Source organism: Geobacillus sp. FJAT-46040 (assembly GCF_002335725.1).
Taxonomy (GTDB): Bacteria; Bacillota; Bacilli; order Bacillales; family Anoxybacillaceae; genus Geobacillus; species Geobacillus thermoleovorans.
Window position 1 is genome coordinate 1302158 of sequence record NZ_NISS01000001.1, and the last position, 20487, is coordinate 1322644.

General features: G+C 53.5%; 25 protein-coding genes and 3 tRNA genes. 3 read left to right on the forward strand and 25 right to left on the reverse strand.

Translation table 11 applies throughout. From position 1 onward, the window contains the following. Nucleotides 1-30: 30 nt before the first annotated feature. From CD000_RS06895 to CD000_RS06990, 19 genes are all read right to left on the reverse strand, one after another. Nucleotides 31-1242: an ABC transporter substrate-binding protein gene (locus tag CD000_RS06895; protein WP_096225308.1), complete on the reverse strand. Its 1212-nt coding sequence runs from the start codon at nucleotides 1240-1242 to the stop codon at nucleotides 31-33. 126 nt (nucleotides 1243-1368) lie between these two features. After that, nucleotides 1369-2076, reverse strand: coding sequence for an ABC transporter ATP-binding protein (locus CD000_RS06900; protein ID WP_096225309.1), 708 nt, complete (start codon nucleotides 2074-2076; stop codon nucleotides 1369-1371). Further along, nucleotides 2069-2833 carry an ABC transporter ATP-binding protein gene (locus CD000_RS06905; protein ID WP_096225310.1) on the reverse strand — a complete coding sequence of 255 codons (765 nt, stop codon included), beginning with the start codon at nucleotides 2831-2833 and terminating at the stop codon, nucleotides 2069-2071. Before CD000_RS06905 ends, CD000_RS06900 begins: the two co-directional genes overlap by 8 nt. 2 nt (nucleotides 2834-2835) lie before the next feature. Then, complete coding sequence (locus CD000_RS06910) at nucleotides 2836-3873, reverse strand: branched-chain amino acid ABC transporter permease (RefSeq protein ID WP_096225311.1); 1038 nt, start codon at nucleotides 3871-3873, stop codon at nucleotides 2836-2838. Then, nucleotides 3873-4736, reverse strand: a complete 864-nt coding sequence (locus CD000_RS06915) for a branched-chain amino acid ABC transporter permease (RefSeq protein ID WP_096225312.1) — start codon at nucleotides 4734-4736, stop codon at nucleotides 3873-3875. Before CD000_RS06915 ends, CD000_RS06910 begins: the two co-directional genes overlap by 1 nt. A gap of 60 nt (nucleotides 4737-4796) precedes the next feature. Beyond that, the gene (locus tag CD000_RS06920) at nucleotides 4797-5423 is read right to left on the reverse strand and encodes a TetR/AcrR family transcriptional regulator (protein ID WP_096225313.1); all 627 of its coding nucleotides are present in this window, start codon (nucleotides 5421-5423) and stop codon (nucleotides 4797-4799) included. A gap of 20 nt (nucleotides 5424-5443) precedes the next feature. Then, nucleotides 5444-6613, reverse strand: coding sequence for a thiolase family protein (locus CD000_RS06925; protein WP_096225314.1), 1170 nt, complete (start codon nucleotides 6611-6613; stop codon nucleotides 5444-5446). Nucleotides 6614-6693: 80 nt separating this feature from the next. Then, nucleotides 6694-7098 carry a MaoC family dehydratase gene (locus CD000_RS06930; protein ID WP_042379411.1) on the reverse strand — a complete coding sequence of 135 codons (405 nt, stop codon included), beginning with the start codon at nucleotides 7096-7098 and terminating at the stop codon, nucleotides 6694-6696. After that, complete coding sequence (locus CD000_RS06935; RefSeq protein WP_062898608.1) at nucleotides 7095-7544, reverse strand: MaoC family dehydratase N-terminal domain-containing protein; 450 nt, start codon at nucleotides 7542-7544, stop codon at nucleotides 7095-7097. The genes CD000_RS06930 and CD000_RS06935 overlap by 4 nt, the downstream gene beginning before the upstream one ends. An 18-nt stretch (nucleotides 7545-7562) precedes the next feature. After that, the gene (locus CD000_RS06940; protein WP_013523726.1) at nucleotides 7563-8327 is read right to left on the reverse strand and encodes a beta-ketoacyl-ACP reductase; all 765 of its coding nucleotides are present in this window, start codon (nucleotides 8325-8327) and stop codon (nucleotides 7563-7565) included. A gap of 36 nt (nucleotides 8328-8363) precedes the next feature. Continuing rightward, nucleotides 8364-9542 carry an acyl-CoA dehydrogenase family protein gene (locus CD000_RS06945; RefSeq protein WP_013523725.1) on the reverse strand — a complete coding sequence of 393 codons (1179 nt, stop codon included), beginning with the start codon at nucleotides 9540-9542 and terminating at the stop codon, nucleotides 8364-8366. Nucleotides 9543-9721: 179 nt separating this feature from the next. Next, a complete protein-coding gene (locus tag CD000_RS06950) occupies nucleotides 9722-10465 on the reverse strand; it encodes an NAD-dependent protein deacylase (RefSeq protein ID WP_011231148.1) in 744 nt (247 codons plus the stop codon). Nucleotides 10466-10654: 189 nt separating this feature from the next. Beyond that, the gene (nfsA, locus tag CD000_RS06960) at nucleotides 10655-11404 is read right to left on the reverse strand and encodes an oxygen-insensitive NADPH nitroreductase (RefSeq protein WP_033012810.1); all 750 of its coding nucleotides are present in this window, start codon (nucleotides 11402-11404) and stop codon (nucleotides 10655-10657) included. A gap of 95 nt (nucleotides 11405-11499) precedes the next feature. Beyond that, the gene (locus tag CD000_RS06965) at nucleotides 11500-12333 is read right to left on the reverse strand and encodes a pirin family protein (RefSeq protein ID WP_096225315.1); all 834 of its coding nucleotides are present in this window, start codon (nucleotides 12331-12333) and stop codon (nucleotides 11500-11502) included. 220 nt (nucleotides 12334-12553) lie between these two features. After that, the gene (locus tag CD000_RS06970; protein WP_011231143.1) at nucleotides 12554-12883 is read right to left on the reverse strand and encodes a type II toxin-antitoxin system PemK/MazF family toxin; all 330 of its coding nucleotides are present in this window, start codon (nucleotides 12881-12883) and stop codon (nucleotides 12554-12556) included. Further along, nucleotides 12883-13152, reverse strand: a complete 270-nt coding sequence (locus tag CD000_RS06975; protein WP_023634676.1) for an AbrB/MazE/SpoVT family DNA-binding domain-containing protein — start codon at nucleotides 13150-13152, stop codon at nucleotides 12883-12885. The genes CD000_RS06970 and CD000_RS06975 overlap by 1 nt, the downstream gene beginning before the upstream one ends. Nucleotides 13153-13389: 237 nt before the next feature. Further along, nucleotides 13390-13479: transfer RNA gene (locus tag CD000_RS06980), tRNA-Ser, on the reverse strand. A gap of 9 nt (nucleotides 13480-13488) precedes the next feature. Continuing rightward, a tRNA-Ala gene (locus CD000_RS06985) sits at nucleotides 13489-13561 on the reverse strand. A gap of 10 nt (nucleotides 13562-13571) precedes the next feature. Then, nucleotides 13572-13648: transfer RNA gene (locus CD000_RS06990), tRNA-Pro, on the reverse strand. A gap of 231 nt (nucleotides 13649-13879) precedes the next feature. Here CD000_RS06990 and CD000_RS19080 point away from each other — a divergent pair. Genes CD000_RS19080 through CD000_RS07000 form a run of 3 tightly spaced genes read left to right on the forward strand, consistent with a single transcriptional unit; the run spans nucleotide 13880 to nucleotide 14702 of the window. Next, on the forward strand, nucleotides 13880-14035 hold the full coding sequence (locus CD000_RS19080; protein WP_233130410.1) for a hypothetical protein: 156 nt from the start codon (nucleotides 13880-13882) through the stop codon (nucleotides 14033-14035). 3 nt (nucleotides 14036-14038) lie between these two features. Further along, on the forward strand, nucleotides 14039-14350 hold the full coding sequence (locus tag CD000_RS19085) for a hypothetical protein (protein ID WP_233130411.1): 312 nt from the start codon (nucleotides 14039-14041) through the stop codon (nucleotides 14348-14350). 13 nt (nucleotides 14351-14363) lie between these two features. Further along, entirely contained in the window at nucleotides 14364-14702 is a 339-nt protein-coding gene (locus CD000_RS07000; protein ID WP_143425229.1) for a hypothetical protein, read from the forward strand. Between the two features lie 183 nt (nucleotides 14703-14885). Here CD000_RS07000 and CD000_RS07005 read toward each other — a convergent pair whose 3' ends face one another. The 6 genes from CD000_RS07005 to CD000_RS07035 all read right to left on the reverse strand — a co-directional run bounded on the left by CD000_RS07005 (nucleotide 14886) and on the right by CD000_RS07035 (nucleotide 20232). Continuing rightward, nucleotides 14886-15866, reverse strand: coding sequence for an ABC transporter permease (locus CD000_RS07005; RefSeq protein ID WP_025039054.1), 981 nt, complete (start codon nucleotides 15864-15866; stop codon nucleotides 14886-14888). Continuing rightward, nucleotides 15859-16773, reverse strand: a complete 915-nt coding sequence (locus CD000_RS07010; protein WP_011231138.1) for an ABC transporter ATP-binding protein — start codon at nucleotides 16771-16773, stop codon at nucleotides 15859-15861. Before CD000_RS07010 ends, CD000_RS07005 begins: the two co-directional genes overlap by 8 nt. Then, complete coding sequence (locus CD000_RS07015; RefSeq protein WP_011231137.1) at nucleotides 16770-17567, reverse strand: SGNH/GDSL hydrolase family protein; 798 nt, start codon at nucleotides 17565-17567, stop codon at nucleotides 16770-16772. The genes CD000_RS07010 and CD000_RS07015 overlap by 4 nt, the downstream gene beginning before the upstream one ends. A 9-nt stretch (nucleotides 17568-17576) precedes the next feature. Beyond that, nucleotides 17577-17876: a transporter suffix domain-containing protein gene (locus tag CD000_RS07020; RefSeq protein ID WP_014195759.1), complete on the reverse strand. Its 300-nt coding sequence runs from the start codon at nucleotides 17874-17876 to the stop codon at nucleotides 17577-17579. Between the two features lie 224 nt (nucleotides 17877-18100). After that, on the reverse strand, nucleotides 18101-19057 hold the full coding sequence (locus CD000_RS07025) for an MBL fold metallo-hydrolase (protein ID WP_096225316.1): 957 nt from the start codon (nucleotides 19055-19057) through the stop codon (nucleotides 18101-18103). 287 nt (nucleotides 19058-19344) lie between these two features. Then, the gene (locus tag CD000_RS07035; RefSeq protein WP_096225318.1) at nucleotides 19345-20232 is read right to left on the reverse strand and encodes a sulfite exporter TauE/SafE family protein; all 888 of its coding nucleotides are present in this window, start codon (nucleotides 20230-20232) and stop codon (nucleotides 19345-19347) included. Nucleotides 20233-20487: the final 255 nt, after the last annotated feature.

Sequence of the window (20487 nt, forward strand, 5' to 3'; positions counted from 1 at the left end):
CCTGACGGAAATGCCAGTAAATAGATCGACTTATTTCTTTAGCTCGATCGGCACAACTTTGCCATTTTCCACTGCTGCAACAATAATTTTTGATTCAAAGCCGCCGTCATCGCCAACCTTCGGAACGACATACACTTGCTTGTCTTTCGGGATGTTTTTCAACCCTTCATTCATATGTTCGCGAATAGCGGCGGGATCATCGACCGTGCCAGCCGCCTTCATCGCTTCGACAAAGGCGTAAAGAGCCAAGTAGTTATAGGCAGACTCCGAGCTTGCTTCGGCATTGTACTTCGCCCGGTAGTTTTCCACAAACTGCGGGGCTCCCGGCTCTTTCGACTCGACGAGCGGCATGACGCCGATCGCGCCCTCAAGCATCTCGTAAGAGCCGACGACCCGCTTCATTTCATCCAACTTCGCCTGGTCCATGACAATAAAGCCGCCTTTAAAGCCAAGTTCGCGCGCCTGTTTCACCACTTTCGCCGTCGGCTCCGACGGTCCGCCGATAAACAAGACATCCGGCTTTTCTTTTAACGCGTTCGTGATGATCGTGAAGAAATCGGTGTCTTTCGTAAAGTCAATTGATGTGTTATAGACCACTTCTCCGCCTTGCTTTTCCCAATATGGCAACAGTTTTTCCGTCCAGTCTTTCCCGTATTGCGTCGCTGTCGGCAAGGCAGCCAGCTTTTTACCAAACCGCTTCATCACATAATCGGTAAATGTCGGAATGTAGCCATCATAACGCGGCGGGATGCGGATCGTCAGCTTGTTGCCGGTCTGTGTGATTTTCGGCTCACTCGTATAGGCCGCGATGATGAAATTGTCCGTTTGGTTGAACACTTGCAACGCCATGACACCGCCGCTGTGTGGAGTAAAAATAATAGGCGTCTGATGCTCCTGAACGAGACGTTTGGCGTTCGCCGCTGTTTCGTTCGGCAAATATTTGTCATCCAATGACACGATATTGAGCTTGTATGTTTTGCCGTTCACTTCAAATCCACCGCTGTTATTGATTTCTTCCGCCGCCATCTTCACGCCGTTTAACGTCCGTTCCCCGTAGTAGGCGGCCGGACCGCTCAGCGGTCCGCTGTATCCGATGTTGACCGTGCCCGTTTCACCGCTGCCTCCTCCGCTATTGTTTCCGCCGTTGGCGTTATTGCTGCTTGGCGAATTGTTGCACGCCGCAAGCATCAACATCATGATGGCCGCGATCATAGCGGCGATTGACCATTTTCTTTTTTTCATTCTACTCCCCCCTATTGACGATTTATTATTTTGAATATTTAGATAATATTTAGCACACCCGTTATTCACCCCCTTTCAGTGCCATCTCCTCTCCTTGCTTTCGCTGATGGACAAGGATGAGGCCTATCATGCACCAATGTACGCCTTGCGGACGTCGTCGTTGGCGAGCAGTTCGTCCGCCGTCCCTGAAGCGACGATCGTCCCGTTTTCAAACACATAGCCGTGATGGGCAATAGATAGCGCGGCATGAGCATTTTGTTCAGCGAGCAAAATTGTCGTCCCTTCCTTATTAATTTGTTTAATCGTCGCAAACATTTGCTCGACAATGAGCGGAGCAAGCCCGATTGACGGCTCATCAAGCAAGAGCACCGCAGGACGCGACATTAGCGCGCGGCCGATGGCAAGCATTTGCTGCTGGCCGCCGCTCAGCGATCCGGCTGGCTCGTTTCGTTTTTCATGCAAAATCGGGAACAGCTCGTATACATGTTCCAGCGAGCGGCGGATACCTTCCTTATCTTTTCGGTGAACATACGCGCCCATAAGCAAGTTTTCGTATACACTCATGCGGACAAACAGCTTGCGCCCTTCGGCGCATTGCACGATGCCGCGCTGAACGATCCGGTCAGGCGGCAACGAATCAATGCGTTCGCCATCAAGGCGGATTTCCCCTTGCACTGGTTTGTGCAGCCCGCTGATCGTGCGAAACAGCGTGCTTTTCCCAGCCCCGTTGGCGCCAAGCAACACCGCGATTTCCCCCGGCTTAACGAAAAACGTCACATCGCGAATCGCCGTGAAGCTGCCGTAGCGGACAGATACGTTCGTCAACTCAAGCAACGGTGCTCCCCCCTAGATACGCTTGAATGACCGCCTCGTTGTTTTGCACTTCCTCGGGCGTTCCTTCAGCGATTTTTTCCCCATAGTTTAACACCATAATGCGGTCGGCAATTTTCATGATCATCGACATTTTGTGCTCAATTAGGCAAACGGTCAGGCCGCCCTTGACCATTTTGACAATCAGCTCTTCCAACCCTTCCGTTTCGTCCGGGTTGACGCCGGCTGCCGGTTCATCAAGCAGGACGAGTTCCGGATCGGTCGCCAAGGCGAGCGCAAACGCCACCCGCTTCTTCTGCTCCTGCGACAAGTTGGCCACCATCCGATCCGCCACATGGGTTAGACCGACAAAGTCGAGCACTTCCATCGCCTTTTCTTTGCATGCCTGTTCCTCGCGGCGGTGCCGTTTCGTGCGCAAAATGGCATCAAATAAGTTGGATGATGTGCGGAGACGATGGCCGATGATGACGTTGTCAATCACCGTCGCCTGTTCAAACAAGTGAGTCGTTTGAAACGTGCGGGCGATGCCGAGCTTCGCCCGCTCGTTTGCCGGCAGGCGGGTAATATCGCGCCCTTTGAACGTAATCGTCCCTGACGTCGGCCGGTGCAAGCCGCTGATTAAATTGAAAAACGTCGATTTGCCGGCTCCGTTTGGGCCGATGATGGCGTTGATCTTCCCTTGCTCGACGGAAAAGGTGACATCGTTGACCGCCAGAAGCCCGCCAAACCGCTTCGTCAACCGTTCAACGTGCAAAAGCATCGTTATCCCTCCTCTGTGTGCCGCTCGCCTCGTCCTTGGCTCGAGACGGCCAGTTCCGCAGCAACTCGGTTCGCTTCTGGATCGAGACGGCGCGCTTCTTCACGCTTTGCTTTCAAACGGATGACCCCCCCGGCAATGCCGTGTGGGTAAAAGATGATGAGCAACGTCAGCACCGGACCGAAAATCAACATCCGGTAATCTTGCAAAAACTGCAATTGTTGGGACAGAAACGTAATCAGCAACGTCCCGACGACCGGACCGGCGAGCGTGCCAATCCCACCGACAAGCAAATACGTTAAAAAGTCGAACATGACGCTGACGTACGCAATGTCCGGGCCAAGAAAGCGGATGAACGATGCGTACAGCGCTCCGGCAAGCGATGTAAAAAAGACCGAGAGAACAAACGAGGCGAGTTTGTTTTTCATCGTCGAGATGCCAAGCGTCAACGCGAGCTCCTCACTGTTGCGAATGGCGATGTACGTCCGTCCGGTCAACGAATAGACAAGGCGGTACATGGTGAAGATGACCGCAACCAAGAAGCATAACACCAAATAATATTGGGCGACGGGCGTTTGAAACGAGAGCGGACCGATGTCAGCCGGCGCCGGGATGCCGATAAAGCCGCGCACTCCGCCGGTCAAGCTGTCCCATTTATCAATCACTAAATAAATGATATACCCGACACATAGCGTATAAATGGCGAAAAAGTGCTCTTTCGTCCGCAGCGCAACAAGCCCGATGACGGCCCCAAGCAACGTGGTGAACAAACAAGCAAGCACGAAAGCCAACCAAAACGGCACGCCGGCTTTCACCGTCAAAATGCCAAGCGCATACGCGCCAATCGCAAAAAACCCGGCGTGGGCAAGCGACAAATAACCAGTATAGCCAGCAAATAAGTTCAACCCGTAAACGGCGATCATCCAAATAAAGGAGATCGTCATCATGTGCAAGTAATAGCTGTTGGTGACAAGCAACGGAAAGGCAAGCGCCAGCACCGCAAGAACGGCGATCCATAAGCGCCGGTTGGCGAATACAGCCATCAATGTCCCTCCTTGGCAAACAGTCCGTTCGGTTTGACCGTTAAAATGATGACAAGAATGACAAAAGCAATAATGTCTTTATAGTCATTTGACACGTATGTCGCCCCTAAGCTTTCACTAAATCCTAAAATATAGCCGCCGACAATCGCGCCAGGAATGCTTCCCATGCCGCCGAGAATGATGATGACAAACGCTTTCAAGATGACAAGATGGCCCATGCCGGGAAACACGAGGTTGATCGGCGAAGCGAGCGACGCGGCGAGCGCTGCCAGGCTGCCGGAGAGGAAAAACGTCAGCATGGCGACTTTATTCGTGTTAATGCCGACCAAATTCGCCCCTTCGCGGTTTTGCGCCATCGCGATGATGGAAGCCCCGATGAACGTCTTTTTCAAGAAGAGGTAAAGCAAGATCATGATGATGACAGCGGATGCGATGATGAGGATGCGTTGAACCGTCAAGGTCAAGCCGAAAATGCTGACAACGTCGCCGTATGGGGTCGGCATCGTCTGGTAGTCCGCCCCCCAGACGAACTGGGCGAATGCCTCCAAAAACAACAAAATGCCAATCGCCGCAATTTTGTCATGAAGCGGCGGTGCGTCGCGAAGCGGATAAAACACAAGCCGTTCCATCAATACACCGAGCATCCCGACCGCGGCCATCGACACGACAACGGCCAACCCGTACGGCAGCCCGGCTTTCGTCATCGCAGTGAGCGTGACATAACCCCCCATCATATATAACGCGCCGTGGGCAAAGTTTGGAATGTGCAAAATGCCATAAACAAGCGTCAAACCTAACGCGACAAGGCTGTAAACGCTTCCAACTGTCAGCCCGTTTAACAGCTGCTGGATGAATAGCTCCATCCCGATCCCCCCTTTTTGTTTGCCGTTTGGCCAGACCATCAAAGCAGCGCGGCCGATCTTTCATTCGGTCTGGCTGCCCGAATTGCCTGGCTCCGCCTCATTTCGACCGCTTTCTCCAGCTCTTGGCGCCTTTATGCCGTGCAAAATGAAATCAACGAAAATGTCCGTCAGTTCTTCTTCAGAGATGCCTCCGTCAGGCCGGAACCAATAATAGCTCCAGTTGGTGATGCCAAGCAGGCCAAACGTAATCATTTCTGCATGAAGCGACGGCTTGAATTCCCCGCGGGCGATCCCTTCTCGAACCAGCTGTTCATACCGCTTGCGAAACAACCGCCGCTTGGCGCGGATTTCCGTCAAATGGTCATCCGCCAAATGCCGCATTTCACGGAAGAAAATGCGGGCGCTTTTCTTCCGTGTGCGGATATTGCAGATGACCATATGGACGATGGCCCGCAATTTCTCCGTGCAGCTTTTCTCGGGATCTTGGACAATGCAGGCTTGCTGCCGAAGCAAATCATCTAGATAGGAAACGCAAATATCACATAGCAACTCCTCTTTGCTTTTGTAATAGTAGTAAAAGGCCCCCTTCGTTGCCCCGATCGCTTCGACGATTTCCTGCACCGACGTTTCTTTGAATCCTTTGCGTTTAAACAACTCAATGGCGACTTCCCTTAATCTTTCTTTCATCCTCCACGGTCTCCAATGCGTCATTCTCTCTCAATAATCGTCGCGATGCCTTGGCCGCCGCCGATGCACGCCGTAATGAGCGCGTATTTCCCTCCGCAGCGCTTCAGTTCATACACCGCTTTTGTGATCAAAATCGCCCCCGTTGCGCCGAGCGGATGGCCATGGGCGATGGCGCCGCCGTTTATGTTCACTTTTTCGGGATCCATCTCAAGCTCACGGTCGCAGGCGATCACTTGCGCGGCAAACGCTTCATTGATTTCAATGATGTCCATCTCATCAAGCGTCAGCCCCGCCTTTTCAAGCACTTTTCTTGTCGCCGGCACCGGGCCAATGCCCATGATGTTCGGATCCACTCCGGCGACCGCATGGGCGCGGATGACGGCAAGCGGCTTTAAGCCAAGCTCCTCTGCTTTTTCCCGCGACATGATGACGAGCGCGGCAGCGGCGTCATTGAGCCCTGAACTATTCCCCGCCGTCACCGTGCCGCCTTCCAAAAACGCCGGCGGCAGTTTTGCGAGCGCTTCCATCGTCGTGTTCGGCCGCGGGTGTTCGTCCGTATCGAAGATGAACGGCTCCCCTTTTTTCACCGGCACGGCAATGGGCACGATTTGCTCGTCAAACCGCCCTTCCTGCATGGCGCGCGCCATGCGCTGCTGGCTGCGCAAGGCAAACGCGTCTTGTTCTTCACGGCTGATGCCGTACTTTTTGGCCAAGTTTTCCGCCGTGATGCCCATCGGCGGGTCACCGATTTCTTTCGGCGATAGCTGCGATTTGCGGAAGCTTGGCGGCGTCGAGCTGTACGGTTTTTCCGGGCGGTCCATCAAATACGGCGCGCGGCTCATGCTTTCCACGCCGCCGGCAATATACACATCTCCGTCGCCGGCCCAAATGGCTTGCGCCGCTAAATTGACGGCATTAATGCCTGAACCGCATTGGCGGTCGACGGTCAGCCCGGTCAACCCAAGCGACAGCCCCGTCTGGAGCGCGGTCAGCCGGGCGATATTGCCGCCGCCGCTTAGGACGTTGCCCATAATGACATCATCGACATGCTCCGGACCAATATTCGCCCGCCGCATCGCTTCTTTGATCACTTCCGCGCCGTAAATATGCGCCGGCATCGTCGCCAAAGCGCCCCCTTGGCGGGCGATGGCCGTTCGTACGGCCGACACAATGACGGCATCTCGTCTCATCCTGACTCCTCCTCATCCCCTTTGTAGTACGAAACCCGGCAACTGGGCGTTCTCGATGTTACCGGGCTCGCTGCCTTGCTTCACTCATACAGAGAAAACACGGCTTCGCCCTTAATGACTTCTTTTCCATGCTGGTTGACGGCGGCGACGGCAAAGCGGATCGCTTTCTCGTCTTTTTCCTTCACCGTTGCTTTTAAGGTGATGACATCGTTTAAAAACACCATCGACTGGAAGCGGACGAAATAGTCTTGGACAAACCCTTCTTCATAGTACGGCGTAAACAGCTTCGCGAGATTGCCCATCGTCCACATGCCGTGGGCGATAATGCCCGGCAGGCCGGCTTTTTTCGCCTCTTCATCGATCGTATGAATCGGGTTGTAGTCGCCTGATGCGCCGGCGTATTTGATTAAATCGAGCCGGGACACCGGTGCGAGCGTTACTTCAGGAAGCGACTCTCCGACTTGCCATTTTTGGATGCTCGTCATACGCTCATCGCCTTTCTAACCGCCTCGTTGATCATGATCGTCGAGGTCGAAGTAAAAACGAGATTCCCATCAGGGTCTTCGCCGTTGTTGGCGATGACCAAAAAGCCGAGCAGGCCCATGCTGCTTTGTTTTTCGTAATAATCTTTCACTTCCGCATAGCAGTACAGCTCTTCGCCGACAAACAGCGGGCGCTCATAATGGAAGTGCTGTTCGCCATGGATGAGCCCTTTGGACGGCAATTTCAGCCCTTCAATGACGCCGTAGTCAAACACGCGCGGAAACGTCGGCGGCGCAATGTTGCGCCCGTAGCGCGACCGTTTCCCCGTCTCTTCGTCCCAATAAATCGGGTTTGGATCGCCGATCGCCTCCGCAAACTTTTTCACCGCTCCGCGCTCAACGACATTTTTCACTTTCGCTGACCGTTTCCCGATGTCATGTTGGTACATGCCCCGTCCTCCTCGTTTTCAGCATTTCGGACCGCCGGCGACATACAGCACTTGGCCGTTGACAAACGACGACCGCTCATCGGCGAAAAAGGCGACCGCATGAGCAATGTCTTCCGGACGGCCGCTGCGCCCGACCGGGATGTTGGCGACGCTCGCTTGGATGAGCTGCTCAAACGAAATGCCAAGCCGCTCGGCGGTCGCTTTCGTCATATCGGTTTCAATAAACCCAGGGGCGACGGCATTCGTCGTGATGCCGAATTTGCCAAGCTCAATCGCCAGCGTTTTCGTAAATCCTTGGATGCCGGCTTTCGCCGCCGAATAGTTCGCCTGGCCGCGGTTGCCGAGCGCGGATGTCGACGAAATGTTGATGATGCGCCCGTACCCTTTTTCGACCATATATTTTTGCGCGGCGCGGGCGCAGTAAAACGCGCCTTTTAAATGGACGTCCATCACCGTTTGCCAGTCGTCATCGGTCATTTTAAACAGCAAATTGTCGCGGATGACGCCGGCGTTGTTGACGAGAATATCGAGCGAACCGAACCGATCGACCACCTCTTGGATCGTCGCTTCTACTTGTTCGCGGTCGGTGACGCTCGCCACCTTGGCGTAAACGTCATACCCTTTTTCCCGCAGCTCCGCAGCCGTCGCTTCAAGGGCTTCTGCGTTTAAATCAATGAACGCCACTTTCGCTCCTTCTTCCGCGAAGCGGGTGACAATCGCCTTGCCAATGCCGCGGCTTCCTCCGGTCACAAACGCCACTCTTCCTGCAAACCGTTGGCTCATCGTGTTCTCCTCCCTTTCGATAACGCTTTCATTTTTTTAGATGAACTGTCCAAGCTTGACGTGCCCTTTGATCAAATTGCGGGCGATAATGAGGCGCTGAATTTCATCCGTGCCGTCGTAAATGCGCCACAATCTCGCTTCACGATACCAGCGCTCGATCGGCATTTCTTTCGTGTAGCCCATGCCGCCGTGGATTTGCATGACGCGGTCGACGACGCGGTTGCCCATGTTCGCGCCAAACAGCTTCGCCATCGAGGCTAAATGGCGGTTGTCCTCCCCTTGGTCAAGCGTAAACGCCGCGTTTAACACAAGCCATTTCGCCGCTTCGATTTCTACCGCCGAATCGGCAATCATCCATTGGATCGCCTGCCGCTCGGCGATCGGTTTGCCGAATGTGACACGCTCCTTCGCATAGTCAATGGCCATTTGCAAAAGCCGCTCGGCCGCTCCGACCGCACGAGCGCCTACGACCCAGCGGGCGTAGCCGATCCACTCAAGCCCAAGCTTATAGCCGTGATGCAGCTCGCCTAAAATGTTTTCTTCCGGCACGCGCACGTTTTCGAAAATTAAGCTGGCTGGAGTGGAAGGTCCCATCGTATGTATCGGTTCCGAACGCCAGCCCATCTCGCGGTCGACGATAAAACACGTCACCCCTTCACGCCCGTTCGAGGCTTGGTGACGCTCTTTGTCGGTGATGGCGATCACCATGACAAAATCAGCGTCGTTGCCGCCGGTAATGAATGTCTTCTCCCCGTTTAACACCCACTCGTCGCCGTCTTTCACCGCCGTCATTTTAATGTTGCGCGTATCTGATCCTGCTCCCGGCTCGGTCATGGCAAAGCACGATTTTTTCTCGCCGTTGATCGTCGGGATCAAATATTTTTTCTTTTGCTCTTCATTCGCGTAATACAAAATGTTGTCCGCCGATCCGCCAAACTGGAACGGAACAAGCGTTTTCGACACTTCCATCAACACAATCGCCTGCATGACATGGCCCAAATTCGCGCCGCCGTATTCCTCCGGCGTGTTGATCCCCCAAAACCCCGCTTCCTTCGCTTTGAGCTGCAGCTCTTTTAATTTTTCGGGCGGGAGCCCAGGCTTCCCTTCGCGCTCATTGCGCAATACTTCATTTTCGAGCGGCATCAATTCTTTTTCGACAAACTTGCGGATCGCTTTTTGCACCATGCGCTGCTCGTCCGTTAAGCGCAAATACATGATGGTCCCCTCCCTTTTCCGTTACGCCTTTATGCTCGACTCCACTCATTAAAATACCAACCGGTTGGTATGTTATCTTTATTATATTCGAATGTTCTGAAAAGTACAATATCTTTTTTGATTTTCGTCCAACGGGAAAACGCCATATGCGTTCTCCCGTTGGCATGGAATCTATCGATCTATTCCGCCTGTATTTGCTTGCGCACGCTAGCGACCGTTTTCCCGATTCCGCCATAAATGACAAGGTCAAACATCCCGTCCATTCTTGTCGCTGTTTTGTTGATCAATACTTTCCTTGTTGCCGGCGATTCGGCGGCGACATAAAACGGGATTTGATTCACGGGCGCCACTTCCAAACTTGTTCCCATCGCCAGAAGCAAGTCGCTGGCGGCCGCCGCAGCAAACGCTTCTTCCATGCGCGGCACGAGCCCGCCAAACAAAACGACATCCGGTTTGACAATCGTCTGGCACTTTTCACAGCGCGGCACCTCGTGACGGTTGATAAACGACAGATCATACTTGTTGCCGCATGACGGGCATGTCGCCGTCTGCAGCGTGCCGTGCAGCTCAATGACATTCGTGCTTCCTGCTTTCGTATGCAGCCCGTCAATATTTTGCGTCAAAATCGTCACCGTCTTGCCCATCTCCTCAAGCCAGCGGAGAAACCGATGCCCGTCATTCGGGGCAAAGCCGCCCATCATTTTTAATGAAAACATCCGCTTGAATCGACGCCAAAAATCAACCGGATCTTTTTTGTAATAATACTCTGACAAATAATATTCGACATTGTCCTCTTGGGCGTAAAGGCCGTTTTCGCTGCGAAAATCAGGAATGCCGGATTCCGTGCTCATCCCCGCCCCGGTCAGGACGGCGATCGTATTCGCCTCTTTGATCCATTGCGCCAGTTGCCGGATTTGGTCCATCCTCGTTCTCTCCTTTCCTACGAACCTCTTGGTTTTGCCAGTCTCGCCTTCGGTTCTTTTCGAGGCCATAACGTATAGCTGAAACTCCAGACAAAATCAATCACTAAAACCAATGTCCAACGGGCTGGCATAGTTTTCTCACAAATGGAATCGCCTGCAAGAAAAACCCCTCTTCCGAACGAAGAGAGGCTACCGTAAATTGAACCCTTTCCCTTCCACAAACTCCTTCATGTACATCCGGACTTGGCGGCTGAGCGTATCGGCCATCTGCCCGGTCCATGTGTCGCGGCGGCGGCCGTTTGTCCGCTGCTCATAATACGCCGAAATCGTTTCGTTGTAGCGTTGCAATTGTTCGAGGAATCGGGCGCGGTCTTGGTTGTATTCGTCCTCATGATAAACGTGTTCAAACGGCAGCCGCGGCTTTGGATCCGGCGTTTGCGCAGGATAGCCGACGGCAAGCCCGAACAGCGGAATGACCCGTTTCGGTATGTTAAGCAGTTGGCATACTTCCGGCAGGTTGTTGCGCAGCCCGCCAATGTAGCAGATGCCAAGCCCCATCGACTCCGCGGCAATGGCGGCGTTTTGCGCCGCAAGCGCCGTGTCAATCAGCGCAACCATAAACTTTTCCGTACTCTCAAGCGATGGAAGCACGTCTTTTCCTTCTAGCTCGCCAATGAGCTCATGGCGGTGAAAATCAGCGCAAAAGACAAAGAAATGGCCGTTACGCTCGACATAGGATTGATTTCCCGCCAGCTCGGCGAGCTTCCGTTTTTTCTCCGGATCTTTCACCCCGATGATCGAGTACGCTTGAACATAGCTTGAAGTCGATGCCGCCTGGGCGCATTCGACGATCGTGCGGATTTGTTCATCCGTGAGCGGCCTGTCTTCAAACCGGCGGATCGAACGGTGCTGGAGAATCGTTTCGATGACTTGGTTCATGACTATGTCCTCCTTGAACAGCCCAACGGCTTCTTTTTGTGAACATGATAACAAAAAAGAAAGAGCCATACAACGAATCGGCTCTTTCCCTTCCATTATCGCCCAAACCGCCCTTCCTGGTAATCGCGAATCGCCTCGCGGATTTGTTCCGGCGTGTTCATGACGAACGGCCCGTAGGCGACGACCGGTTCGTTCACCGGCTCGCCGGCATAAAGAAGAAGGCGGAGTTTTTCGCGGGCGGTCACGTTTAGCTCCGTTTCCTCGCCGCGGTTGTGGCGGCTGAAAAACAGCGCTTGCCCGGCTTTTCCTTCGATGTTGTCGGCACCGAACACGCCACTCCCCTCAAGAATGTACAAAAACCCATTGTAATGCCCCGGCAAATCTTGCACGACCGTTGTTCCCGGTTCGACAATCATTTCCACCATCGTGACGGGAACGATGTTTTTCGTCGGCGCTTTGACGCCTTTCGATGACCCGGAAAAGACCCGGATCGTCGCTCCCTCTTCCTTGCGCACGGGCATGTCTTTGGAGCGCAAGTTTTGGTAGCGCGGCTCGGTCATTTTGTACGCGCTCGGCAAGTTGACCCATAGCTGAAGGCTGTGCACGGTTGAACCGGACGCCGGGTCTTCCTTATGGACGACGCCGCGGCCGGCCGTCATCCATTGCACATCTCCAGGCCCGAGCGTGCTGTGGCCGGCTTTGCTGTCGAAATGTTCAAGCTCGCCGCTGATCACATACGTGACCGTCTCAATGCCGCGGTGCGGATGGACGTCAAACGTTCCTCGCTCAAAAATATCTTCCATCAGCAGCAAAAACGGATCATACTCTTGCCAGTTCCCGGGCTCAAGCACCGAACCGCTGCGATGAATCGGACTGTTGGTGGCAATTTGCACGGTTTTCACGCGACGAATGCGGCGTTGAATCGCCATAACCTCTCCTCCCTTATGTTGCGCAATCCCGGCCGTTGCCGAAAGGAGTGCAGCTCAATCGACAAACCGTTTCCTCCTTCATCGTACCGGATTCAACGAAAAACAGGCAAGTCATCTGCCTGAAAAATGGCGGCCATACCGCTCGCAAAAAACAAAAACCTGCCGGCACTCGGCAGGTGGACGTTGGAAGAGGGATTCCAATCCCACCATAAATGGCCTTTCACGAAAGAAAAGTATGAATCAGATCCAAGCAATCCGAAACAACTTCATTGGGCGCCCGTCCTACTATTTGAAGCTGTCGGGCGCGCCAATCTAAACTTTTGACCTGATCGGTTAAAATCACGCCTTCAACGGCCAAGCCTGATGGCAATTCCACTTCAAATGGATATCCTTTTTGTTGCCGGGTGATCGGGCAAAGCACCGCAAACCCTGTCAATTGATTGAACCGCTTTGGTGATAGAACGATGCCGGGCCTTTTTCCTGCCTGCTCATGCCCTGCTTGTGGATTGAAATTGACGTAAACAAGATCCCCACGATCCGGCGCTTGCATCAGAACAATTCATTCCCTTCTGTTCCAAAATCAATTTCAGCATGGCGATTTTCCGGCGTGATTTTAGCCAAAAGTTCCTCCAATGTCGGCTTTTTCTTTTTCGGGATCAACTTGATCGCTTGGTTCTCAACGATCACCTCCACTTCTGATCCTTGATGAAGCGCTAAACGTTCAGCAATCACGCTTGGGATACGAACCGCAAGGCTGTTTCCCCATTTTTGAACTGTTATTGTCATGATTGACACTCCTTTCTGTTTGTTTAATTCCATTATACCTCTCTCCTTTCATTTCGTATATACATAGTATATACATAAATTCAAAAAAAGATGCCATCGAGACGGTGTTTTCGATTCGAAACGAACGATTACGATTGATGATAAGACGCTGAACATGTTAAAAGATTTGAAGAAAAGTCAAAAGGATTTCCAAAAAATGAAAAACGACTGCCAACGCAGTCGTATCAAGGGTTTCATGATTTACAATTTGACAGGATCGGATATTAGAAATGGAGGAAGAGGGATTCGAACCCCCGCGGGCTGTGACACCCCTAGCGGTTTTCGAAACCGCCCCCTTCAGCCAGACTTGGGTATTCCTCCGTATGAAAATGGAGCCTATCGGATTCGAACCGATGACCTCCTGCGTGCGGGGCAGGCGCTCTCCCAGCTGAGCTAAGGCCCCATGTCTATAATGGTCGGGAAGACAGGATTTGAACCTGCGACCTCACGGACCCGAACCGTGTGCTCTACCAAGCTGAGCTACTTCCCGACACAGGCTGGTTTACCTTGCGACAATTCACATTCTATATGAACCTCAAAGGAAAGTCAATAGTTTTTTTATCTTTTTTTCGCCATAACGGATGAAAATTTATCTTTTTTCTGAATTATCAACACAAAAGCCCATATCAATACAGGTATATTATACTCGCTGCTTGGCGATTTTGAAAAGGCAAAAGCCGTTCTTGACGAACGATGGCTCATGTTTTATGTGGCCATCTACATGTACAGCATTTGGGACAGCTACCGCGGCTCAGTCGACATGAACAAGCTGTATTTGCTCGCCGACCGCGAAGATGCGCCGATCTCTTCCATCCGAATGGGAATATGGGATATTAATTATTTGGACAAGCGCGAGCCTTGGCTGGCACTGGTCTAGTCGGTGCTCGCCCCGGGCCTTGGCCATTTGCATGTCCATAAAGTGATCACCGGCCTGTTTATCTTCACCTTTACCATTTTGGTATCGTATTTCGCCCACTTGCCCGAAGCGATTACGTACACGCTGACGGTCCGATTCGATTGTGCAACGAAGATCATCGATATGCAGTGGGCGCTTTATCTGCCGCCGATTTACTCGTTCATCTTTTACGATGCTTACGTATCAGCGGTCGAATACAACAGGTTGTTTGAAAAAGAACTAGCCCACTATTTGCGGCGCCGCTTTCGGCCGAAACGGTTCGCATGGCCGATTTGATGGGAGGCGTTTCATGATTGTCATTGCCACTTTCGAGAGCCACCTATTCGTTGAACTGGCGATTTCAGCGCTTCAAGAAAAAGAGATTTTTGCAGTCCCGCTCAACCGCTCTGCCGAACCGCCGCGCCTGCTTGATACGCTCCATCACGCCAACGGGTTCAGCTTCCTTGACTTGGCGGCGATTTTAGGAACGTGCTTGATGCTGCTAGGGGCGATTTACGGCTATGTGTTGGCATGGGGTCCGATCATTTGGGGGATTATCGGGGCGGTTTCAGGCATCGGAATCGGCATTTTGCTCAAATGGTGGGTAAGCCGAAAATCCACGCCACCGTCAAAGCCGCACAGGCGCTGATATCGTGCTTCTCATCCGTTGCGATGAACAGCAATGGCCGGCCGTGGAGCAGTTGCTGCGGGGCCATCACGCGCTTGGACTCGCCGGCGTTCACGACAAGCAGCCGAATAGATAGGCATTTCATCCCCTTTCACTGAAAAACCCGAGGGAACACCCCCTCGGGTTTTCGCCGCTCTGCCGTTTTCAATAGACATCTCGCCGCATAAAGACAAAAAAAGCGACAAGAAGCCCTGCAAGCCCCCAGACAGCCAGCACGGCCATCGAAAAGCCAAGCGTCATCCCCTCAATCGGCGGAGCCGCTCCTTTTATGTAATCCGTCAGCCGCAAATTGACCATAAACAAATATTTTGCCGAATGCCACGACGACACCATGTTCGACAAAATCGCGCCAGAAATCAATGCTGCCAGCATGATGCCCATCACCGCCGCCGTGCTCCTAAGCAGCACGGAAAACATAAACGTCAGTGTGCCGACGACAACGCTCACAAACGCTGCCAGCCCGAGCTCGATCAAAATGTATTTCCATTGCGGAATCATGTGGACATTCGCTGTATTGAGATCCTCTCCTTGCTGGACAAATCCGGTCAATAGCGGCAGACGGAAGCCGCCATATCCAAACACGAGCCCGGAGATGGCATACGACAGCACCGCCGCCATCAGCATAATGAGCGACACCGACAGGAGCAACGCGATATATTTGCTCATCAAAATTTTCCACCGCTTCACCGGCCGAACGAGAAGCAGCTTGATCGTTCCAGCGCTTGCCTCGGACGACACTAAATCGGCCGCAACCACCATCACTAAAAGCGGCAAAAACAAGTCGATGGCGTTTTCGATAAACGTGCGCATAAACGTCGGCGCTCCAGGGGCGGACGGATTAATGTTGTGCTCTAAGTAGTACTGCTGCTGCTTGAGGCGGATTTGCAAGTATTTCCGCCACTCCTCAGACATGCTCGGCGACTGCAAGCGGTTTTGCAAATCGACGATTTGCTGCTGCAGCTGCGTCCGCCAGTCGGTCGTGCCAAGCCGTTTTCTCAACTCTTCCGTCTCGCGGTATTGGGCGTATGTAAACAAGGCGACGAGCACCGCAATGATGGCGGCGATCACCCATAGCCGCTTTTTGCGGACGATTTTCAACATTTCATTATACACGAGCTTACTCAATCGTTTCGCCCCCTGTCAGCTCGATAAACAAGTCCTCGAGCGTCGGCAGCCGCGGTTCAATTTCCGAAACCGAGACGCCGGCTTGGACAAGCTTGGCGTTCCAAGCGGCTAGTCTCGACGGCTCATATGGCGTGACGATCGTCTCTTCATCGGCGCGCAACACCTCGGTTTCCGCCGCTAACAGCGCCCGCGCCCGATCCGTTGGAGCGGCTTTCCAGACGACGCGCGCCTGTTGGTTTAACAGCCGCTCAACCGTGTCCACGGCCAAGAGCCGTCCTTTCGCCATAATGGCGACGCGGTCGCACATTAATTGAATTTCACTTAACAAATGCGATGAAACAAGGACGCTCAACCCTTCCGTTTCCGCCAAAAAGCGGATGAAGGCGCGCATTTCGCGAATGCCGGCCGGGTCAAGGCCGTTGGTCGGCTCGTCCAAAATGAGCACCTTCGGCTTTCCAAGCAGCGCCTGAGCGATGCCGAGCCGCTGCCGCATGCCGAGCGAATACGTGCCCACTCGGTCATGGATGCGCTGTTCAAGGCCGACGAGCTTCGCCACTTCCATGATCCGATCTGCACCAATTCCCGGCATCATGCGGGCGAAATGTTCAAGGTTTTCCCAGCCTGTTAAATACGGATACATTTCTGGGTTTTCGACGATGCAGCCGATCTGGCGGATCGCGTCGGTAAACTGGCGGTGAAGATCATACCCGCAAATCGCCACCGTCCCCGACGTCGGCCGAATGAGCCCGACGAGCATGCGGATCGTCGTCGTTTTTCCCGCGCCGTTCGGCCCTAAAAAACCGAATACTTCCCCCTCATGCAACTCAAACGAAATGCCTTTAATAATTTCCTTGCCGCGAATCGTTTTCCGCAGCTCTTTGACCGCTAACGTCACCTGTTTGGTCATTGCTCACCCTCCTCCGTCAACGTGATGAGCGAGGCGACGCGCTCTCCAATCCGCTTGTAGCCTGCCGCGTTTGGATGAAAATGGTCGCTGTACAAATAGTCGTTGACATGGAGGGCAAACAAATCAAACGTCGGCACCGCGACGATGTTCGGATAGCGGGCCGCCACTTCCGCTGATGCAAAATTCCAATCGCGCACAACCGCCGACGTCCATTTGGCATCGTCTAAATCGCCAAACGGGTTGTACAAACCGATCGCAAAAATGACCGCTTCGCTGTTGAAGCGGCGCAGCGCGGCGAAAATGCGGTCTAGGTTGGCTACATATCGCCGTTTCGCTTCATTCAGCTGCTTTCGATCCAGTTTCAACGCTTCCCCGCCTTGAAACAAGTCGTTGCCGCCGATGGTCATCACAATAAGATCCGCCATGGCGACTTGCCGCTGAATCTCAGGCTGGCCAAGCTGGCGAAGCAGTCCGTCAGAGCGAAGGCCGCGGATGGCCAAGTTCGTCACACGGATCGGTTTGTCCGTTTGCCGGCGAAGCTCATCGACCATATAGCCGACATACCCTTTTCCGCTTTCATCGCCCGTTCCTCTCGTCAACGAATCGCCAAGAGCAACAATATCCATTTTCTCGTCATGTTGCCTTGTTTCAGCCGTCGGCGGCCGTTGTTCTTTCGTCGGCGGCTTGGCGGCCGAAAAAAACTGGTCTTGCACCGCCAATGCCAGGCCGCCAAGCCAAAGCACTCCAGACAGGGCGGCAACGGCTATGAGAAGCGCAACTGTGCTCCGTCGCATGCAACCACCTCATTTCTTCATCGTTGTCATCTCTCGCGATCCGTCTTGGCATTGTTCGCCATCATTGGTTTGATCCGACAACCGCCGTTTTATTCGCCAATGTTTCAGATCCCAATACTTCTTCAGCTTCGACGCCGCTTCCTTTCCAACCAACAGCGCCCCGATCCAAAACATGATTTCCGCCGCCACAATGGCAACCGCAACGATCGACGCTTTGGCCGCAGTCGAAAACGGTAAAAATGGCGCGATGGGCGGAATGACCCAAACGACGAACGATGCGATGATGAACCCGACGCCAATGTGATGCATGACGGACCGCCTCTGTTTCACTCTTCCGTTCCCCCTTGCTCATGGACGCTCTTTCCAACAGGAATCAGGATCACTTATTTCCACTCTAACATATACACCGCAATTTCACGAAATGATCCGCCTAAAAACCGAACACACACAAAAACAGTTTTTCCCGTTTTTCCAATTTTCGCTTTCCCGTCAAAAAAAGAAACCCAGCCGAATCGGCCAGGCCAATCGAATGATCACCGTTGTTTCTGCCAATAATCGATCAACCCCATCGCGCACACTTGCAAATCAAGCTCGATCGCCGCATGCGCTGACGACGAAGATGGAGCGCCATGATCATCAAGAAACGCCATCACTTCGCCGCGCAACCGGTGCGCTGCCATTTTCGCCTGCTCGGCAGCCGGCGCTTCCGGATGACGGTCGACCGCTTCTTTTCCCGCCGCCACGAACTTCGGCAGCCAAACGCGAAGCTGGCGGAACGCCTCCTGCGGGTCATCCAGCATGCCAAAATGGCCAAAATAAATGCGTTCCGGCCTCAGCTTCTCAAGTCTTGCCGCCGACTGCTTCATGGCCTCGGGATCAAATTGGTTCGGAGATGTTGAAGGCAGGCAAAACGTAAACCCCGCTTCTTGCAGCTGTGGATAAAAAACGCCGATCGTATCGCCGGTGAACACGCCGCGGCTGTACGAATCATAAATCGAAACGTGATGGTTCGCATGCCCCGGCGTATCATAAAACACAAGCGTCCGCTCCGCACTCAACTTCAACGTTTCCCCGTCCTCTTTCACGATCAATCGCTCTTCTGGCACCGGAAGAATCGGATCAAAGAGCGACTCAAACTGCGCGCCGTACACCGCCTTCGCTCCAGCGATGAGGCGCGATGGATCAGCCAAATGCCGCTTCCCTTTCGGATGGACGACAACCATCGCATTCGGGCAATGCTGAAGAAGCAACCCCACGCCGCCCGCATGATCCAAATGAATATGGGTGACGATGATATAGCGAATATCAGACGGATCAATATGAAGCGCTTTCAACCCAGCAAGCAAATGCGGCACCGACGGGCTTGGCCCTGTTTCCACGATCGCCAAGTTCTCTTCGTGAAGCACGTATGTACCGGTGCGCTGCGGCATGCGCAAATCATACAAATCGATGAGTGAAATGCGGCGGCCGAGATCAAGCGGCTGTGCCATGTTCCCTCTCCCCCTTTGGTTGATGATGCAGAATATTTTAACATAGAAACCGGCTTCCCGCTACAGGGGATGATAAAAAAGCAGCCCCTGCCCAGAGGACAAGAGCCGCCTTCTCGTTTCAACTGTCGTCAACGGGGCAACAACTGCTCCGCGCGCTATTTTTGAGGGCAGGCGCTGTCGACCGTTGCCCTCCGCAGCACGAACAAGCTCCCTGATGCTCAACCCGATCGCATCCAACGCTGCCGCCAACGGAAAGACACTGTCGTTTGCCAAGCGCCCCCTAATGCTTACGACGCCAACTCCCTGCCAGTCGCCTTTCCTTTCCGCCCGTTTCGGATCGCCAGCCATACCGCCGCGGCCCAACCGATGACGATGAGGCCATAAACGGTCGGATACACCGGCGCAGGCGCCTCCCAAGCGTGCAGGAGCGTGCGGACGTTCGTCAAAATAATCAACCCGCCGACCAACACTCCAAGCAAATGGGACGGCAGTTTGCGCACAAGCCAAGCGGCGATCGGTGCAGCGACGACCCCGCCAGCCATGAGCGTCAGCACCCACTGCCAGTTCACTTGCTCCCAACCAAGCGAAATGACGAATCCTAGCGTCGCCGACAGCGCGACGGCAAATTCGGATGTATCGACGGTGCCGACCACCTTGCGCGCTTCCATGCTTTTATTGGCCAACAACACCGGCGTCGCAATCGGCCCCCATCCTCCACCGCCGGTCGCATCAAGGAAGCCACCCACCAATCCGAGAGGGACGAGCTGCTTATTGGACCACTGTTTTCCGGGCGTCGACGGCGCGCGGCCGTTCAACACTAAAAATCGATAAATAATGTAAAAGCCAAGCGCCAACAAAAACAAGGATACATATGGTTTAATCAAATCTCCCGGCAAATTGCTTAAAAAGCATGCTCCGACAAACGCGCCGACCGACCCGGGAATGATGAGCCTAAAGACCATGCGGCGGTCGACGTTGCCGAACTTCCAATGGGAAGCGCCAGATGCCGCCGTCGTCACCACTTCCGCCAAATGAACGGACGCCGAGGCGACGGCCGGAGCAATGCCGAACGTCAATAACAACGTCGACGACGTGACGCCATACGCCATTCCAAGCGAGCCGTCAATCAGCTGGGCGATAAATCCTACAAACACAAAAACGATCAGTTTTTTCATTGGTTTCCCTCCGTTTGCAATGGTTGAGCGCGTTACTTATAATTTAAATCTCATTATTCATAGATGTCAACTATGAATTTTTAAAAAATAAAAAATGCGATCATTTATTTTAGTCCCTGCTCGCAAGATGACGTTGCGAACACCGACGGCTTGGCGGCCGACGGACGGAAGGCGCCGCGCGGCCGTCCATAAAGACAAACAGCCGCCTGCAGAAAAAAGGCGCCCCGAATATGGCGACGGGACACCTTTTGAATG

Coding starts and splice junctions, on each gene's coding strand:
- CD000_RS06895 (WP_096225308.1), bottom strand. CDS start 1,242: ATGAAAAAAAGAAAATGGTCAATCGCCGCTATGATCGCGGCCATCATG.
- CD000_RS06905 (WP_096225310.1), bottom strand. CDS start 2,833: ATGCTTTTGCACGTTGAACGGTTGACGAAGCGGTTTGGCGGGCTTCTG.
- CD000_RS06910 (WP_096225311.1), bottom strand. CDS start 3,873: ATGGCTGTATTCGCCAACCGGCGCTTATGGATCGCCGTTCTTGCGGTG.
- CD000_RS06915 (WP_096225312.1), bottom strand. CDS start 4,736: ATGGAGCTATTCATCCAGCAGCTGTTAAACGGGCTGACAGTTGGAAGC.
- CD000_RS06920 (WP_096225313.1), bottom strand. CDS start 5,423: ATGAAAGAAAGATTAAGGGAAGTCGCCATTGAGTTGTTTAAACGCAAA.
- CD000_RS06925 (WP_096225314.1), bottom strand. CDS start 6,613: ATGAGACGAGATGCCGTCATTGTGTCGGCCGTACGAACGGCCATCGCC.
- CD000_RS06930 (WP_042379411.1), bottom strand. CDS start 7,098: ATGACGAGCATCCAAAAATGGCAAGTCGGAGAGTCGCTTCCTGAAGTA.
- CD000_RS06935 (WP_062898608.1), bottom strand. CDS start 7,544: ATGTACCAACATGACATCGGGAAACGGTCAGCGAAAGTGAAAAATGTC.
- CD000_RS06940 (WP_013523726.1), bottom strand. CDS start 8,327: ATGAGCCAACGGTTTGCAGGAAGAGTGGCGTTTGTGACCGGAGGAAGC.
- CD000_RS06945 (WP_013523725.1), bottom strand. CDS start 9,542: ATGTATTTGCGCTTAACGGACGAGCAGCGCATGGTGCAAAAAGCGATC.
- CD000_RS06950 (WP_011231148.1), bottom strand. CDS start 10,465: ATGGACCAAATCCGGCAACTGGCGCAATGGATCAAAGAGGCGAATACG.
- nfsA (WP_033012810.1), bottom strand. CDS start 11,404: ATGAACCAAGTCATCGAAACGATTCTCCAGCACCGTTCGATCCGCCGG.
- CD000_RS06965 (WP_096225315.1), bottom strand. CDS start 12,333: ATGGCGATTCAACGCCGCATTCGTCGCGTGAAAACCGTGCAAATTGCC.
- CD000_RS06970 (WP_011231143.1), bottom strand. CDS start 12,883: ATGCAAGCGCCGGATCGTGGGGATCTTGTTTACGTCAATTTCAATCCA.
- CD000_RS06975 (WP_023634676.1), bottom strand. CDS start 13,152: ATGGAATTAAACAAACAGAAAGGAGTGTCAATCATGACAATAACAGTT.
- CD000_RS19080 (WP_233130410.1), top strand. CDS start 13,880: ATGTACAGCATTTGGGACAGCTACCGCGGCTCAGTCGACATGAACAAG.
- CD000_RS07000 (WP_143425229.1), top strand. CDS start 14,364: ATGATTGTCATTGCCACTTTCGAGAGCCACCTATTCGTTGAACTGGCG.
- CD000_RS07010 (WP_011231138.1), bottom strand. CDS start 16,773: ATGACCAAACAGGTGACGTTAGCGGTCAAAGAGCTGCGGAAAACGATT.
- CD000_RS07015 (WP_011231137.1), bottom strand. CDS start 17,567: ATGCGACGGAGCACAGTTGCGCTTCTCATAGCCGTTGCCGCCCTGTCT.
- CD000_RS07020 (WP_014195759.1), bottom strand. CDS start 17,876: ATGCATCACATTGGCGTCGGGTTCATCATCGCATCGTTCGTCGTTTGG.
- CD000_RS07025 (WP_096225316.1), bottom strand. CDS start 19,057: ATGGCACAGCCGCTTGATCTCGGCCGCCGCATTTCACTCATCGATTTG.
- CD000_RS07035 (WP_096225318.1), bottom strand. CDS start 20,232: ATGAAAAAACTGATCGTTTTTGTGTTTGTAGGATTTATCGCCCAGCTG.